Raw genomic sequence first — 13,080 nt, 5'->3', positions numbered from 1 at the left:
TGGCGGGGTTTTTATTTTACGGATGCGGCAGCGGAAAGCCGTGCCGCTCCGCAAGGACGGCCAGTATCTTGTGCGGGTCGCCGATCAGCGAACGCCCTTCGTGCCTCCCGGTCTCGAACGGGAACCGGTCGCCATCCTTCAGTACCAGCAAGGGCAGGTTTTGGTTGTCTTCGCCTGCCAGCTCTATGACGGCCCTGCGCGGGCGCTGCCAGTCCACGCGCTCTATATCCAGCCGGTCTCCCAGTGCCGGAAAGGACGCCAGAACACCCTCGATGAGGGCACAATGCCAGCAATAGAAAAGCTGGCCGGGATAAGCCGGATCTTCAAACCCCGGTTTCAAGAGAAAAAGTCTGTCCTGATTCATGTCGTTTGTCCCAAGGCGCAAGGCCGCTGCAAAGAGGGTGATGCACAGCGCAAATTCGCTAGCTTTGGAACAGCTTTCCAAGCCAAGCGTTCACAACGGATGTATAGCTTGATTTTGATTGCAAAAGCTCAACTTTTCCGATCATCGCCCTAAACTAATAATATGTAGCTCGAAGCCCGATCATTACTGTCAGGAGTTCCGTTCATGAGCGAAAAGATCAATCGCCGTATCGTGCTGGCATCGCGCCCGGAAGGTCGGCCAACCGCAGAAAACTTCCGGCTGGAGGAAGCGGCGATCCCGAGCCCCGGTGACGGTGAGGTTCTCCTGAGACTGCATTATCTGTCGCTCGATCCTTATATGCGTGGGCGTATGAGCGCGGCCAAATCCTATGCCGCGCCGGTGGCAATTGGCGATGTGATGGAGGGTGGCACGGTAGGCGAAGTCGTTGAAAGCAAGAGCGCAGGCTTTGCTCCGGGTGATTTCGTGCTTTCCCATTCCGGCTGGCAGGATTATGCGGTTGCCGATGCCTCGACCTTGCGCAAGCTCCACCCGAAGGAAGCACCTGTAACGACGGCGCTTGGCGTTCTTGGCATGCCGGGCTTTACCGCCTATTCTGGCCTGCTTACCATCGGCCAGCCGAAACCGGGCGAGACCGTCGCGGTTGCGGCCGCAACCGGTCCGGTCGGTTCTGCCGTCGGGCAGATTGCCCGGATGAAGGGCGCACGCGCTGTCGGCATTGCGGGCGGAGCGGATAAATGCAAGGCGTTGATCGATGAATTCGGTTTCGATGTGGCTATCGATCACCACAGCAAGAATTTCGCACAGGAGCTGGCTGAGGCCTGCCCGAAGGGCATCGACGTTTATTTCGAAAATGTCGGCGGCAAGGTCTTCGACGCGGTGTTTCCGCTGCTGAACCAGTTTGCGCGGGTTCCGGTCTGTGGTCTGATTGCGCAGTACAATCAGAGCGGCCCGTTCGATGGACCTGACCGGCTGCCGCTGGTGATGCGGGATATTCTGTCGAAAAGCCTGACCATTCGCGGTTTTATCCAGCGTGATTTTGCCGATCAGAGGCCAGCCTTTTACCATGACATGGTGAAGTGGATTGCCGACGGTCAGGTGCGTTATCGCGAAGACATTGTCGATGGATTGGAAAATGCGCCGAAAGCTTTCATTTCCCTGCTGGAAGGCGGTAATTTCGGAAAGCTGATCGTGAAGCTCGCATGAGACTGCAATATTCTGCTTGCAGAACTGCGACTTGAGCGTGATGCTGTGCCTGTTTCTTCTGTTGGAAACTAGTGTGGTTTACGGATTTGAAGTTCCTGGACGATGATGCCATGCAAATGACAGGAACTTCAAATCCACCGCACTAGGTCATTACAAGGGGCAGGCAGAGCATGGGCGAGCGCCAGCAGGCGGGCATAGGGGAAGGCGGCGGGCCAGGACGCGAGCGTCAGGAAGAGGCCCGGCGTATTCTCGACAGACTCGAACGCGAGCAGACCGGTGCCGAAGGCATCGTGCGGCGCGGATTTTCCCGCACTGCGCATCATCTGGCTGCCACTGACGCCCCCGAAAATGATCCTATCGAGCTTTGGGCCACGCGGATCGGGCGCGGGCTCGGCTTCCTCATCACGCTGGCGATTATCGTCTGGCTCATTCTCTATCTCATGCAAAGCTAGGTACTCAATGACGCTTTCTGCGCCTTCGGATGCGACAACCGTTATTGTCATCTCAAGCCATGTCGTGCGCGGTTCAGTTGGCAATAGAGCCGCCGTTTTCGCGTTGGAAACGCTGGGTTTTCCCGTATGGGCCGTGCCGACGGTGGTGCTGCCCTGGCATCCGGGTCATGGGGTTCCAGGCGCTCCGGCTGGACGCATCGTGCCACCGGCGGAAGAGTTTTCGCGCCTGATGCAGGATCTTCAGCGTGCACCGTGGCTTGGCGAAGTGGGCGCTGTTCTGACCGGCTATCTCGGTCATCCCGAGCAGGCGGCAGTCGTTGCCGAACTGGTCAAAGCCGTGAAGGTGAAAAATCCGGGGGCGGTCTATCTGTGCGATCCGGTCATCGGCGATGAAAAGGGGCTTTATGTGCCCGAAGCAACCGCCATGGGCATTCGCGACAAGCTTCTGCCGCTTGCCGATATCGCAACACCCAATCGTTTCGAGCTTTCATGGCTGACCGGCGTTCCGCTGGAAGACAATTCCGCCTTGATGGAGGCCGCTTTGGAAGCCGGTCCGGCAACCATGCTGGTCACCTCGGCCTTTCCGCTGATGAGCGGCAGTATCGGCAATATTCTGCTCACGCCGACCATGGCGCTGATGGCCGAACATCGCCGTGTCGATGGCCCGACCAACGGTCTCGGTGATCTGACCTCTGCCGTGTTTCTGGCGCGTCGCCTGTCCGGCATGGCGGAGGAAAAGATGCTGCAGAGCACTACTGCGGCAGTGTTCGAAATCATGGCGCGTTCGGCAAAGCGCGGGGCGGACGAGCTGATGCTGGAGGCCGATGCGTCGAGCCTCGCCACGCCGATGGCCATGGTGCAGACGCGGCGGCTGATGCATCCGACCAAGGGGTTCCGCGCTTGACACATGTGGCTCCAGTGCTTGCTGGTGTTGACGGCTGCCCGCGCGGCTGGATCGCCGTGATCGGGGATGGCGGCGGTTTGCGAGTGGAAGTGTTCGGCTGTTTCTCCGCCCTGGTGGCGTCGCTTCCGGACAAAGCGATCATTGCCGTCGACATGCCGATCGGACTGCCGAAAAAGGGCGGTCGTTCTGCGGAGCGGGCCGCACGGGCTCATCTTGGCGAAAGGCAGTCGAGCGTCTTTTCCATTCCACCGCGTGCTGCTGTCTATGCCGAAGATTATCGCGAGAGCTGTTCTTTGTCGCTGGAACGCACCGACCCGCCACGCAAGGTTTCCCGGCAGGCTTTCGGGCTTTTCCCGAAGATCTGCGAGGTTGATGAATTGTTGCGCTCCGAGGTGGGGCTGGCGACCCGCATTATCGAATCGCATCCTGAACTGGCTTTTGCAGCGCTGAATGGCATGAAGGCCATGTCCCTGCCGAAGAAGATCAAAAGCCGGGTAAATCCTGAAGGTATGGCCGAGCGCCGGGCATTGTTGCAGCGCAGTGGATTGCCGGAGGATTTTTTGAAAAGTCCCGTTCCGCGGGGCGCCAAGGAGGATGACTTTCTCGATGCCTGCGCCATGTATCTCGTGGCTGGTCGTCATGCGCGTGGTGAAGCGCGTCCGCACCCCAACCACGTGGAGCGCGACGCTTTCGGTCTTCGCATGGTGATATGGGCTTGAGAAGCTTGCATGAAAGCGAAAGGGATCATGCGTCCAATTGGACGCAGTCCGTTCAGTGCATTTCGATTGATCTCGGTTTTCGATAGGGATATTGGAAAAATATGGTTGATCTTCCAGACTCACTTCTCGCCGGTTATCGAACCTTCATGCGCGAGCATTTTGCCCACGAAACTTCACGATATCGCCATTTGGCCGACAAGGGGCAATCACCGGAAACGCTGGTTATCGCTTGCTGTGACTCCCGTGCGGCTCCCGAAACCATCTTCAACACGGCGCCCGGCGAAATCTTCGTCCTGCGCAATGTTGCCAATCTCATTCCGCCTTACGAGCCCGATGGCGAATACCATGCTGCTTCGGCAGCACTGGAATTTGCGGTTCAGAGCCTAAAGGTGAAGAATATCGTCGTCATGGGCCATGGCCGTTGCGGCGGCATCAAGGCTGCGCTCGACACCGAAAGCGCACCGCTTTCGCCGGGTGACTTCATCGGCAAATGGATGAGCCTGATCGCGCCTGCAGCCGAAGCCATCAGTGGCAATCAGCTCATGACGCAGAGCGAGCGCCAGACCGCGCTGGAACGCATCTCGATCCGCTACTCCATCAACAATCTGCGCACATTCCCTTGCGTCGATATTCTGGAGAAGAAGGGCAAGCTCACTCTGCACGGCGCATGGTTCGATATCTCGACCGGCGAGCTGTGGGTGATGGATCACCAGACGGGTGATTTCAAACGGCCAGACCCGGCCTGATCCAGATTTAAAAAACGCTTCCTGAAACGGCTTCTCTCAGATCGAGAGGGGCCGTTTTGCCATATTTTGGCCAGCCAAAATTGACGTTTTTGTCTTCCAAACGCGAAAATTCGCATCAAAACATACAAAAATAGCCCCAAACTTTGGGGCTATTCTATGAAGCATGAGGCTTTTCTGCGGCAATTTCAGAGCGAAATTGCGATTTCAGCCTTCAGTTCTTACTTGCCGTCGATGGCCTTGCCCATGACGGCGATGGCGCGCTGGTAAACCTGTGCAGCATTCCAGCCCTGGATCGCGCCGTAGTTCGGTTCGCCCGGCTGATAGCCTGCACCGCGCTGCCAGCCATGGCCGACAAGGAAGTTCGCGGTCGAATAGAGAGCATCCGCCTTGGAGCGGGCCATGTCGATATGGCCGCTGCCGTCGCCGTCGACGCCGTATTTCAGGACGTTGACCGGCAGGAACTGCGTCTGGCCGATTTCACCATGCATGGCGCCAACCGCATTCGGATTGAGGTCCTGACGGTCGATCAGCTTGAGCGCTGCATAGAGCTGGTCGGTGAAATAATCGCTGCGGCGGCAGTCATAGGCGAGCGTCGCGACAGCCGACAGCGTATGCTGCTTGCCGAGATAGGCGCCGAAGCCTGTTTCCATGCCCCAGATCGCGAGCAGCGGGCCGGCTGGAACGCCATAACGCTTTTCGATCGCAGCGAAGAGAGCAGCGTTCTGCTGCTTCTGCGCGCGACCGCGCTTGATGATGGTATCAGCGCCGCGCTTCTGCATGAACTGTTCGAAGGAGAGCTTGAAGCTCTTCTGGTTGCGGTCGGCATTGATAGTGGCCTGCGCGTATTTGGTATTGCCAAGCGCACCGATCGCGGCCTTGCCAATGCCACGCGAAGCGGCTTCCTTCATCGTCTGCTGGAGCCAGGCATTATAACCGGCGGCATTATTGCCGCACTGGGCTGCCTCGGCAATGCCTGTTCCCGTCATCATGCCCACTGCAAGAACTGCTGCTGCCGTCCAAGACCGGCCCTTGGCAACCAATGCCATTCGTTTCTCCTTTGGAGTTGATTCGACCTCAACGCGAATTTGCCATTCCTTACACCAAATGTCATGCGGCAACGGCAAAGCGGGACGAGGCAGGTGCGAAATGCCGCGTCTCAAGCATTTTTGCACAAAAACAGCAAGCTTTTGTTGGTCGCAAAACCTTGATCGGAATTTTTCGCTTGGAAGCTGTGGCTTTCATACCTATTGCTTATGGTCTTACTGGTAAAACTTCTTTACCAGCGTTTCATAGTTGACTTTCAAAGTTCGTGACATTGACGGGGAGGACGCCACATGTCGAACGGATTTCTTGCATTATTTGCATTTCTGCCAATTCTCGTAGCCGGCGTGATGCTGGTCGGATTTCGTATTCAGGCCCGCATTGCGATGCCGGTGACCTATGTGCTGACTGTCGTGATCGCAATGGCGGTCTGGGGCATGAGCGGCAACCGGGTCATTGCCTCGACCATTCAGGGCCTGATCCAGACCGCAGGTCTGCTCTGGATCATTTTCGGTGCGATCCTGCTTCTCAATACACTCAAATATTCTGGCGGCATTTCTGCGATCCGCTCCGGCTTTGCCCAGATCAGCCCTGACCGCCGCATTCAGGTGTTCCTGATTGCCTGGCTGTTCGGCTCGTTCATCGAGGGCGCATCCGGTTTCGGCACGCCTGCTGCTGTCGTGGCGCCGCTGATGGTGGCCGTCGGTTTTCCGGCGCTTGCCGCCGTTACTTTCGGATTGATCATCCAGTCGACGCCCGTGTCGTTCGGTGCTGTCGGCACGCCGCTCATCGTCGGTGTCCAGTCAGGTCTCAATCGCGAGGCGCTGACGGCGCAATTGCAGGGCGCCGGATCAAGCTGGGAACAGTTCTTCCATATCATCACATCGGAAGTGGCTATACTGCACGCCATCTGCGGCACGTTCATGCCGCTGTTCCTCGTGGTCATCATGACCCGCTTCTTCGGGCGCAACCGCTCCTGGACGGAAGGTCTTGCCATTCTGCCCTTCGCGCTGTTTGCGGCCTTCTCGTTCACCATTCCTTATGTGCTGAGCGCGGTTTTCCTCGGTGCTGAATTCCCGTCCATGATCGGCGGTCTCGTCGGGCTTGCGCTGGCGACGTTTGCTGCACGAGCCGGTTTCCTGATGCCGAAGCAGAGCTGGGATTTCCCTCCCGCTTCGGAATGGCCTGCAGGCTGGGTCGGCACCGTCCAGATCAAGCTCGATGAACTGACCTCGAAGAAAATCCCGCTTGTTCTGGCATGGACCCCTTACATTCTGCTGGCGATCTTTCTGGTGGTCAGCCGTACGTTCCCGTCGGTTGGCAATGCGCTGAAGTCGATCACGTTCGTTGCCAAGGACATCATGGGCGAAACCGGTATAGGTGGTGATTTCACGCCGCTCTTCCTGCCGGGCGGTCTTCTGGTCATCGTCTGTGTGATCACCTTCTTCCTGCATCGGATGAACGGCGGACAGTTCGCCAAGGCTTTCGGTGAAAGCACAAAGACGCTGGTGGGCGCAGGCTTCGTGCTTCTGTTCACCGTGCCGATGGTGCGCGTCATGATCAATTCCGGCGTCAACGGCAAGGAACTCATCAGCATGCCGCTGATGGTTGCCGACTGGGTGGCGGTGGAAGTCGGGAATGTCTATCCGTTCTTCGCGCCGTCCGTGGGTGCGCTGGGTGCGTTCCTCGCCGGGTCCAACACAGTGTCGAACCTCATGCTCAGCCAGTTCCAGTATGGCGTGGCGGAAGGGCTTGGCATTTCCGGTGCGTTGATGGTCGCCGGTCAGTCAGTGGGCGCCGCCGCTGGCAACATGATCGCGATCCACAACGTGGTTGCAGCTTCCGCGACGGTCGGCTTGCTGGGACGTGAAGGCACGACCTTGCGCATGACCATCATTCCCACGATCTATTATGTGGTTCTGGCGGGAACGCTGCTGATGATCGGCCTTTATGTGCTGGGCATCGGCGATCCGCTTGCCGGTGTGGCCGCACAGTAAAACAAAATCGAAACCGGCCCTGTATTGGAGCGCATCCCGAAAAGTGTGAAACGGTTTTCGGAACAAGAAGCGCCCAAAACAAACTGGGCCGGTTTCAGTGAGTTTCAGGCCTTTTGCTTGACATTGCGGGCTGATCACCTTAAAGCCAGCTCCAATCTATCCGCGATCTTCAGAACGCGAGCCACCGACCGGGACCCATTTGGTATAAAGCGATCCCGGAGGTCCACATCCGACAGCGCGATGCGCCCTCGGGTGCTGTATCGCTTTGGTTGCTTCTTGAACTGGCAGATAAGCGGGACGATTTATCCCTGACGAAGCATAAGCCTCTTCTCGGATTAAAAGGAAATTCGATGTTTGAATCACTTCAGGAGCGTCTTGGCTCCATCCTGAACGGCCTTACCGGACGCGGCGCTCTTTCTGAAGCCGACGTGGCCGCGGCGTTGCGCGAAGTGCGTCGCGCGCTGATCGAGGCTGATGTTTCGCTGGAAGTGGTTCGCTCCTTCACCGACCGCGTTCGTGAGAAGGCCGTCGGCGCAGAGATTCTGAAAAGCATCAAGCCCGGCCAGATGGTCGTCAAGATCGTCCATGACGAGCTTATCGAGATGCTTGGCACCGAAGGTGTCGCAATTGACCTGAACGCGCCTGCACCTGTCGTCATCATGATGGTCGGTCTGCAGGGGTCGGGCAAGACGACCACCACCGGCAAGATCGCCAAGCGTTTGACGGAGCGCCAGCGCAAGAAGGTGTTGATGGCGTCGCTCGATACGCGCCGTCCTGCCGCACAGGAACAGCTTCGCCAGCTCGGTATTCAGACCAGTGTCGACACGCTGCCGATCATCGCCGGCCAGTCGCCGGTCGAAATCGCCAAGCGCGCCGTACAGGCTGCAAAGCTTGGCGCACACGATGTCGTCATTCTCGATACCGCAGGCCGCACGCATATTGACGAGCCGCTGATGGTGGAAATGGCGGATATCCGCAAGGCCGCCAATCCGCACGAAATCCTGCTCGTCGCCGACAGCCTGACCGGTCAGGATGCAGTCAATCTGGCGCGCAATTTCGACGAGCGCGTTGGCATTACGGGTATCGTTCTCACCCGTATGGATGGCGATGGCCGTGGCGGTGCAGCGCTTTCGATGCGTGCCATCACCGGCAAGCCGATCAAGCTGATCGCCACCGGCGAAAAGATGGATGCGCTTGAGGAATTCTATCCGAAGCGTATCGCCGACCGTATTCTCGGCATGGGCGACATTGTTTCGCTCGTGGAAAAAGCTGCCGAAAACATCGACGCGGAAAAAGCCGCGGCGATGGCCAAGAAGATGCAGTCGGGCAAGTTTGATCTCAATGATCTTGCCGATCAGCTGGGCCAGATGAAAAAGCTCGGCGGCATGGGCAGCATCATGGGCATGATGCCCGGCATGGGCGGAATGAAGGACAAGGCAGCAGCAGCTGGTCTCGACGACAAGGTGTTCGACCGCCAGCTCGCCATCATCGGCTCGATGACCAAGGCCGAGCGCGCCAATCCCGACCTTCTCAAGCACAGCCGCAAGCAGCGCATTGCCAAGGGTTCCGGCACGACTGCTGCCGACATCAACAAGCTTCTCAAGATGCACCGCCAGATGGCCGACATGATGAAAGTCATGGGCAAGGGCAAGGGCGGAATGATGAAGCAGATGATGGGCGGCCTTGCCAACAAGATGGGCCTTGGTGGTCTCGGTGGCGGTATGGGCGGCCTTGGTGGCATGCCTGATCTCTCGAAGATGGACCCCAAGCAGCTTGAAGCGCTTGCCAAGCAGGCGGAAGCAGCCGGTCTGACGAAAGGCGGCGGTTTGCCGGGCCTTCCGGGCGGTGGTCTTCCGGGCTTGGGTGGACCGAAACTTCCCGGTCTTGGTGGCGGCCTTCCAGGTCTGCCGAAGAAGAAGTGAGCATCATGAGCGACGAACAGAACACTGCACCGGCTGAACTTCTGGCACTGCGCGCCTCCATCGACAATATCGATGCTGCGCTGATCCACATGCTGGCCGAACGTTTTCGCTGTACCAAGGCTGTCGGTGTACTCAAGGCCGAACGCGGCCTCGCACCGGCTGATCCGGACCGCGAAAAACGTCAGGTGGAACGTCTGCGCGCTCTGGCAACCGACGCCCATCTCGATCCCGATTTCGCCGAAAAATTCCTGAACTTCATCGTGAAGGAAGTCATTCGGCATCATGAGCATGCCGCCGCAAACCACGGCGGAAAGTAAAGCGCATCCCGAAAAGTGTGAAACGGTTTTCGGGTAAGATGCGCGTCAAAACAACAACCGTAGCTACGGTTTAACCCGTTTTGCCCCGGCCATCCCTCGGGCGAAGCAATTGTCTAAAGGAAAGAAAAAATGTCTCTCAAGATTCGTCTGGCCCGCGCTGGCTCCAAGAAGCGTCCTTACTACCACATCGTTGTTGCCGACGTCCGCAGCCCGCGTGATGGCCGCTTCATCGAAACCGTTGGCGCATGGAACCCGATGCTGGCCAAGGACGCTGAACGCGTGAAGCTCGATGCCGACCGCATCCAGCATTGGATTGCACAGGGCGCACAGCCGACCGACCGCGTTCTGCGCTTCCTCGACCAGGCTGGTCTTGCAAAGCGTCCGACCCGCAGCAACCCGACCAAGGGTGAGCCGGGCAAGAAGGCTCAGGAACGTCTGGCCATGGCCAAGCAGGCTGAAGAAGAAGCTGCCGCAAAGGCCGCTGAAGCTGCCGCAGCCGCTGCTGCTCCGGCTGAAGAAGCTGCAAGCGAATAATCTTCGCGCAGCTTGCATTTTGAGAAAGCGGCGGAGCAATCCGCCGCTTTTCTTATGGGCTGGTCTTATGGGCTGGCTAAGATGTTGCCGGTCGAGCCTTACCTCAGGTCCAGCTCCCATGTCTGACCGGTGAGATCCGCGCCGAAGGAATGGTGCGGTGCTTCATCAATGAGCCGGAATCCGGCGCGTTCGTAAAGACGCCGTGCTGCCGTGAGAACACTGTTCGTCCATAGAGTGATGCGCTCATCGCCGACAGTGCGCGCGCGTTCGATACAGGCGTTCACGAGCTTTGCACCGACACCGGCCCCGCGCGCACCCGGTTCGACATAGAGCAGGCGCAATTTGCCAAGCTTTGGCTGGTCCCCCTTGACCAGAAACACCGATCCAACCACACGACCGTCGAGTTCAGCTACCCACGCCGCATCGTGGGTGGGATCGAAGGCTTCAGAGAAATCGGCAAGAATGCGGGCAACGAGTGCCTCATAGTCGCTGTTCCAGCCATACTCGTCCGTATAGAGCACTGCCTGCCGGTGAATGATCCACCCCAGATCACCGGCCCGCAGATTGCGCAGCTGCAAATCCTTGGGGTGCTCGTCATCAAATATGCGCTTGATCGTACCCGCTGCTGCCAGCAGATTTCTGCGCTGATCCGGCTGCAGTCCGTCGAGAAGTTCGCCAACAGCGTCGCAGGTGTTACGTTCCAGTGCGCCGAATGTCTTGCGACCGGCATCGGTCAGTTGGATGGGACGGCTGCGGCCTCCGTCGGGATGCTCTGACGTCTCGATCAACCCACGTTCGGTGAAGCGTTTCAGTGTTCTGCTCAACTGGCCCCGGTCGAGCCCGAGCGCTCGCATGATGTCTGCCGCCGCAGGTGCTGTGCGATGGGCGATCTCGTAGAGGATACGCGCCTCGGTCAGCGTGAACGGGCTCTTGTCCAGATGGGCGTTCAGCAGGCCGAGACGGCGCGTATAGACACGGTTGAACGCCCGTAATGCACTGATGTCGTCGAGATTGTCTACTTGCGTCATGTCTGCTTACGCCCCGGCGCGGCGTCTCCCTATGTTGACACTATCAATATCTATTGTGTTGACTAAGTCAACATATTCGTAAGGTGAAATCCATTCGGGAAAGACCTCGCTGCGGCGCCGTGCGCAGGCGGTTTTCTTTGACTGTTGTGCATGCGCTGCAATCAGGCTGGACGATGCGCGAAATTGCGTTATCTTGTTGATTTGACGGCTCGCATTTGCGTGAACGCACATATGCGGGTGATGAATTTGTTTCCCCGGCGCTTGGCAAAGCGCTCTTTTCAGGAGAAGTCCATGTCGGCTGCGACGGTTGCCACTTCTTTCTCTTTTCGCCGTATTTTCATCGCTCTTGGTCTGGCTGTTATGGTTCCGCTGCTATCGGCATGCGGTTTCAACACGATCCCGACCAATGAGGAAAAGGCGAAGGCTGCCTGGGGCGAGGTGCAGAACCAGTACCAGCGCCGCGCCGATCTCGTGCCCAATCTGGTCGAGACCGTGAAAGGCTATGCCGCTCACGAACAGGAAACCCTGCAGGCCGTGATCGAGGCGCGCGCCAAGGCGACGCAGGTGCAGATCACGCCGGAAACGCTCAACAATCCGGAACTCTTCAAGCAGTTCCAGGATAATCAGGCCAATCTGACAAGCGCGCTGTCGCGCCTGATGGTGGTGGTCGAGCGCTATCCGGACCTGAAAGCCAACCAGAACTTCCTTGCATTGCAGTCGCAGCTTGAAGGTACTGAAAACCGCATCGCCGTCGCACGCCGCGACTATATTGAGGCGGTTCGCGTCTACAACACGGCGCTGCGCACCATGCCGACGATGATCTGGACGTGGATCTGGTATCGCGATGCACAGCCGATGCAGAGCTTCAGTGCCGATGCAGGCAGTCAGGCCGCGCCTAAAGTCAACTTCAACTGACGGCGCGTTTCATGATGCGTTTCGAGGCGGGTGCAGCACTCTCGCGTGATCGTCGCGGTCTTGGCTGGTTGGGCTGGCTGCTATATCTCCTTGCGCTCGCTTTCCTGTTGTTTTCCGCAGCGCTGACGCTGCACACGGCGGCCCTTGCACAGGATGCGTCGAAGCCCGCACAGGCCTTGACCGGTCGTGTGGTGGATGCGGCGGGCATCATCGACCCCGCAGAGCGCCAGCAACTGACCCAGAAACTTGCCGATTATGAAGCGAAGTCGTCGGATCAGGTGGTCGTGGTGACGGTCCCGAGCCTCAACGGCGAAGACATCGAAACCTATTCCAACCGTCTGTTCCGTGCCTGGGCGCTGGGGCAGAAACAGGAAAACAACGGCATATTGCTGGTGGTTGCGCCCAATGACCGTAAGGTGCGGATCGAGGTCGGCTATGGTCTCGAAGGCGTCATGACCGACGCGCTTTCAAGCGTCATCATCAATGGCACCATCATTCCCGAATTCCGTACCGGCAATTACTCGAACGGCATCGTACAGGGTGTTGACGGCATTCTTTCGGTGCTTTCCGGCGATGCCGCCGAACTTGAAGCGCGGGCCAAGCGCAATGTGCAGTCGAGTTCGGATGATGTCGACTGGGTTTTTGTCGTCTTCATCGCCTTCTGGTGCCTGATCTTCTTCGGCGGCTTCGGCATGGCGATCCTGACGCCGGTTTTCGGACGCAAGATCGGGCCGGGCAAATATCAGTGGCTCGGCATGGTCGTCGATTACAACAATCGCGGCGGCAGCTCTGGCGGCAGGAGTGGTGGCAGCTGGGGCGGCGGCGGTGGCTGGTCGTCCGGCGGGGGAGGCGGTGGTTTCTCCGGTGGTGGCGGTTCATCCGGTGGCGGTGGCGCCTCGGGTAGCTGGTAGGGAGAC

The 13,080-nt window shown here is 58.4% G+C and carries 15 protein-coding genes; 12 read left to right on the top strand and 3 right to left on the bottom strand.

Translation table 11 applies throughout. The features are described from left to right. Nucleotides 1-16 precede the first annotated feature (16 nt). Nucleotides 17-364: a DUF3088 domain-containing protein gene (locus KWJ32_RS19460; protein WP_012091234.1), complete on the bottom strand. Its 348-nt coding sequence runs from the start codon at nt 362-364 to the stop codon at nt 17-19. A gap of 204 nt (nt 365-568) precedes the next feature. Between KWJ32_RS19460 and KWJ32_RS19455 the strand changes: the two genes are divergently transcribed. The 5 genes from KWJ32_RS19455 to KWJ32_RS19435 all read left to right on the top strand — a co-directional run bounded on the left by KWJ32_RS19455 (nt 569) and on the right by KWJ32_RS19435 (nt 4,409). Beyond that, a complete protein-coding gene (locus tag KWJ32_RS19455; RefSeq protein ID WP_012091235.1) occupies nt 569-1,588 on the top strand; it encodes an NADP-dependent oxidoreductase in 1,020 nt (339 codons plus the stop codon). Between the two features lie 170 nt (nt 1,589-1,758). Next, complete coding sequence (locus tag KWJ32_RS19450) at nt 1,759-2,040, top strand: hypothetical protein (RefSeq protein WP_010661500.1); 282 nt, start codon at nt 1,759-1,761, stop codon at nt 2,038-2,040. A 7-nt stretch (nt 2,041-2,047) separates the two neighbouring features. Next, the gene (gene pdxY, locus KWJ32_RS19445) at nt 2,048-2,944 is read left to right on the top strand and encodes a pyridoxal kinase PdxY (RefSeq protein WP_012091236.1); all 897 of its coding nucleotides are present in this window, start codon (nt 2,048-2,050) and stop codon (nt 2,942-2,944) included. A gap of 5 nt (nt 2,945-2,949) precedes the next feature. Beyond that, nucleotides 2,950-3,663: a DUF429 domain-containing protein gene (locus tag KWJ32_RS19440; RefSeq protein ID WP_040130047.1), complete on the top strand. Its 714-nt coding sequence runs from the start codon at nt 2,950-2,952 to the stop codon at nt 3,661-3,663. Between the two features lie 101 nt (nt 3,664-3,764). Next, nucleotides 3,765-4,409, top strand: a complete 645-nt coding sequence (locus KWJ32_RS19435; protein ID WP_012091238.1) for a carbonic anhydrase — start codon at nt 3,765-3,767, stop codon at nt 4,407-4,409. 218 nt (nt 4,410-4,627) lie between these two features. On the opposite strand, the gene KWJ32_RS19430 is transcribed toward KWJ32_RS19435, so the two are convergent. Further along, nucleotides 4,628-5,455 (bottom strand): lytic murein transglycosylase, encoded by an 828-nt coding sequence (locus KWJ32_RS19430; protein ID WP_010661496.1) that lies wholly within the window; start codon nt 5,453-5,455, stop codon nt 4,628-4,630. Between KWJ32_RS19430 and KWJ32_RS19425 the strand changes: the two genes are divergently transcribed. The 5 genes from KWJ32_RS19425 to rpsP all read left to right on the top strand — a co-directional run bounded on the left by KWJ32_RS19425 (nt 5,449) and on the right by rpsP (nt 10,220). After that, nucleotides 5,449-5,706 (top strand): hypothetical protein, encoded by a 258-nt coding sequence (locus KWJ32_RS19425; protein ID WP_158304320.1) that lies wholly within the window; start codon nt 5,449-5,451, stop codon nt 5,704-5,706. The genes KWJ32_RS19430 and KWJ32_RS19425 overlap by 7 nt on opposite strands. 37 nt (nt 5,707-5,743) lie before the next feature. Then, nucleotides 5,744-7,447 carry an L-lactate permease gene (locus KWJ32_RS19420; protein WP_010661495.1) on the top strand — a complete coding sequence of 568 codons (1,704 nt, stop codon included), beginning with the start codon at nt 5,744-5,746 and terminating at the stop codon, nt 7,445-7,447. A 350-nt stretch (nt 7,448-7,797) separates the two neighbouring features. Next, nucleotides 7,798-9,369, top strand: coding sequence for a signal recognition particle protein (ffh, locus tag KWJ32_RS19415; RefSeq protein ID WP_012091239.1), 1,572 nt, complete (start codon nt 7,798-7,800; stop codon nt 9,367-9,369). A gap of 5 nt (nt 9,370-9,374) precedes the next feature. After that, entirely contained in the window at nt 9,375-9,686 is a 312-nt protein-coding gene (locus KWJ32_RS19410; RefSeq protein ID WP_012091240.1) for a chorismate mutase, read from the top strand. A 129-nt stretch (nt 9,687-9,815) separates the two neighbouring features. After that, on the top strand, nt 9,816-10,220 hold the full coding sequence (gene rpsP, locus KWJ32_RS19405; RefSeq protein ID WP_010661492.1) for a 30S ribosomal protein S16: 405 nt from the start codon (nt 9,816-9,818) through the stop codon (nt 10,218-10,220). A gap of 98 nt (nt 10,221-10,318) precedes the next feature. Here the strand turns inward: rpsP and KWJ32_RS19400 are convergent, their stop codons facing one another. Beyond that, nucleotides 10,319-11,248 (bottom strand): helix-turn-helix domain-containing GNAT family N-acetyltransferase, encoded by a 930-nt coding sequence (locus KWJ32_RS19400; RefSeq protein WP_012091241.1) that lies wholly within the window; start codon nt 11,246-11,248, stop codon nt 10,319-10,321. A gap of 291 nt (nt 11,249-11,539) precedes the next feature. Here KWJ32_RS19400 and KWJ32_RS19395 point away from each other — a divergent pair, with 291 nt between their 5' ends. Beyond that, a complete protein-coding gene (locus KWJ32_RS19395) occupies nt 11,540-12,163 on the top strand; it encodes a LemA family protein (protein ID WP_012091242.1) in 624 nt (207 codons plus the stop codon). 11 nt (nt 12,164-12,174) lie between these two features. Beyond that, nucleotides 12,175-13,074: a YgcG family protein gene (locus tag KWJ32_RS19390; protein WP_012091243.1), complete on the top strand. Its 900-nt coding sequence runs from the start codon at nt 12,175-12,177 to the stop codon at nt 13,072-13,074. Nucleotides 13,075-13,080 lie beyond the last annotated feature (6 nt).

Origin of the sequence: Ochrobactrum sp. BTU2 (assembly GCF_024539785.1) — a bacterium.
GTDB lineage: Bacteria > Pseudomonadota > Alphaproteobacteria > Rhizobiales > Rhizobiaceae > Brucella > Brucella anthropi.
Note: the sequence above shows the minus strand (reverse complement) of the source record. Positions and strands in the feature narration are given on the sequence as shown.

Excerpts from the sequence above, each read along its gene's own strand:
- KWJ32_RS19425 (WP_158304320.1), top strand. The coding sequence starts at position 5,449 with ATGCCATTCGTTTCTCCTTTGGAGTTGATTCGACCTCAACGCGAATTT.
- KWJ32_RS19430 (WP_010661496.1), bottom strand. The coding sequence starts at position 5,455 with ATGGCATTGGTTGCCAAGGGCCGGTCTTGGACGGCAGCAGCAGTTCTT.
- pdxY (WP_012091236.1), top strand. The coding sequence starts at position 2,048 with ATGACGCTTTCTGCGCCTTCGGATGCGACAACCGTTATTGTCATCTCA.
- KWJ32_RS19400 (WP_012091241.1), bottom strand. The coding sequence starts at position 11,248 with ATGACGCAAGTAGACAATCTCGACGACATCAGTGCATTACGGGCGTTC.
- KWJ32_RS19435 (WP_012091238.1), top strand. The coding sequence starts at position 3,765 with ATGGTTGATCTTCCAGACTCACTTCTCGCCGGTTATCGAACCTTCATG.
- KWJ32_RS19420 (WP_010661495.1), top strand. The coding sequence starts at position 5,744 with ATGTCGAACGGATTTCTTGCATTATTTGCATTTCTGCCAATTCTCGTA.
- KWJ32_RS19450 (WP_010661500.1), top strand. The coding sequence starts at position 1,759 with ATGGGCGAGCGCCAGCAGGCGGGCATAGGGGAAGGCGGCGGGCCAGGA.
- ffh (WP_012091239.1), top strand. The coding sequence starts at position 7,798 with ATGTTTGAATCACTTCAGGAGCGTCTTGGCTCCATCCTGAACGGCCTT.
- rpsP (WP_010661492.1), top strand. The coding sequence starts at position 9,816 with ATGTCTCTCAAGATTCGTCTGGCCCGCGCTGGCTCCAAGAAGCGTCCT.
- KWJ32_RS19395 (WP_012091242.1), top strand. The coding sequence starts at position 11,540 with ATGTCGGCTGCGACGGTTGCCACTTCTTTCTCTTTTCGCCGTATTTTC.
- KWJ32_RS19410 (WP_012091240.1), top strand. The coding sequence starts at position 9,375 with ATGAGCGACGAACAGAACACTGCACCGGCTGAACTTCTGGCACTGCGC.
- KWJ32_RS19460 (WP_012091234.1), bottom strand. The coding sequence starts at position 364 with ATGAATCAGGACAGACTTTTTCTCTTGAAACCGGGGTTTGAAGATCCG.
- KWJ32_RS19455 (WP_012091235.1), top strand. The coding sequence starts at position 569 with ATGAGCGAAAAGATCAATCGCCGTATCGTGCTGGCATCGCGCCCGGAA.
- KWJ32_RS19390 (WP_012091243.1), top strand. The coding sequence starts at position 12,175 with ATGATGCGTTTCGAGGCGGGTGCAGCACTCTCGCGTGATCGTCGCGGT.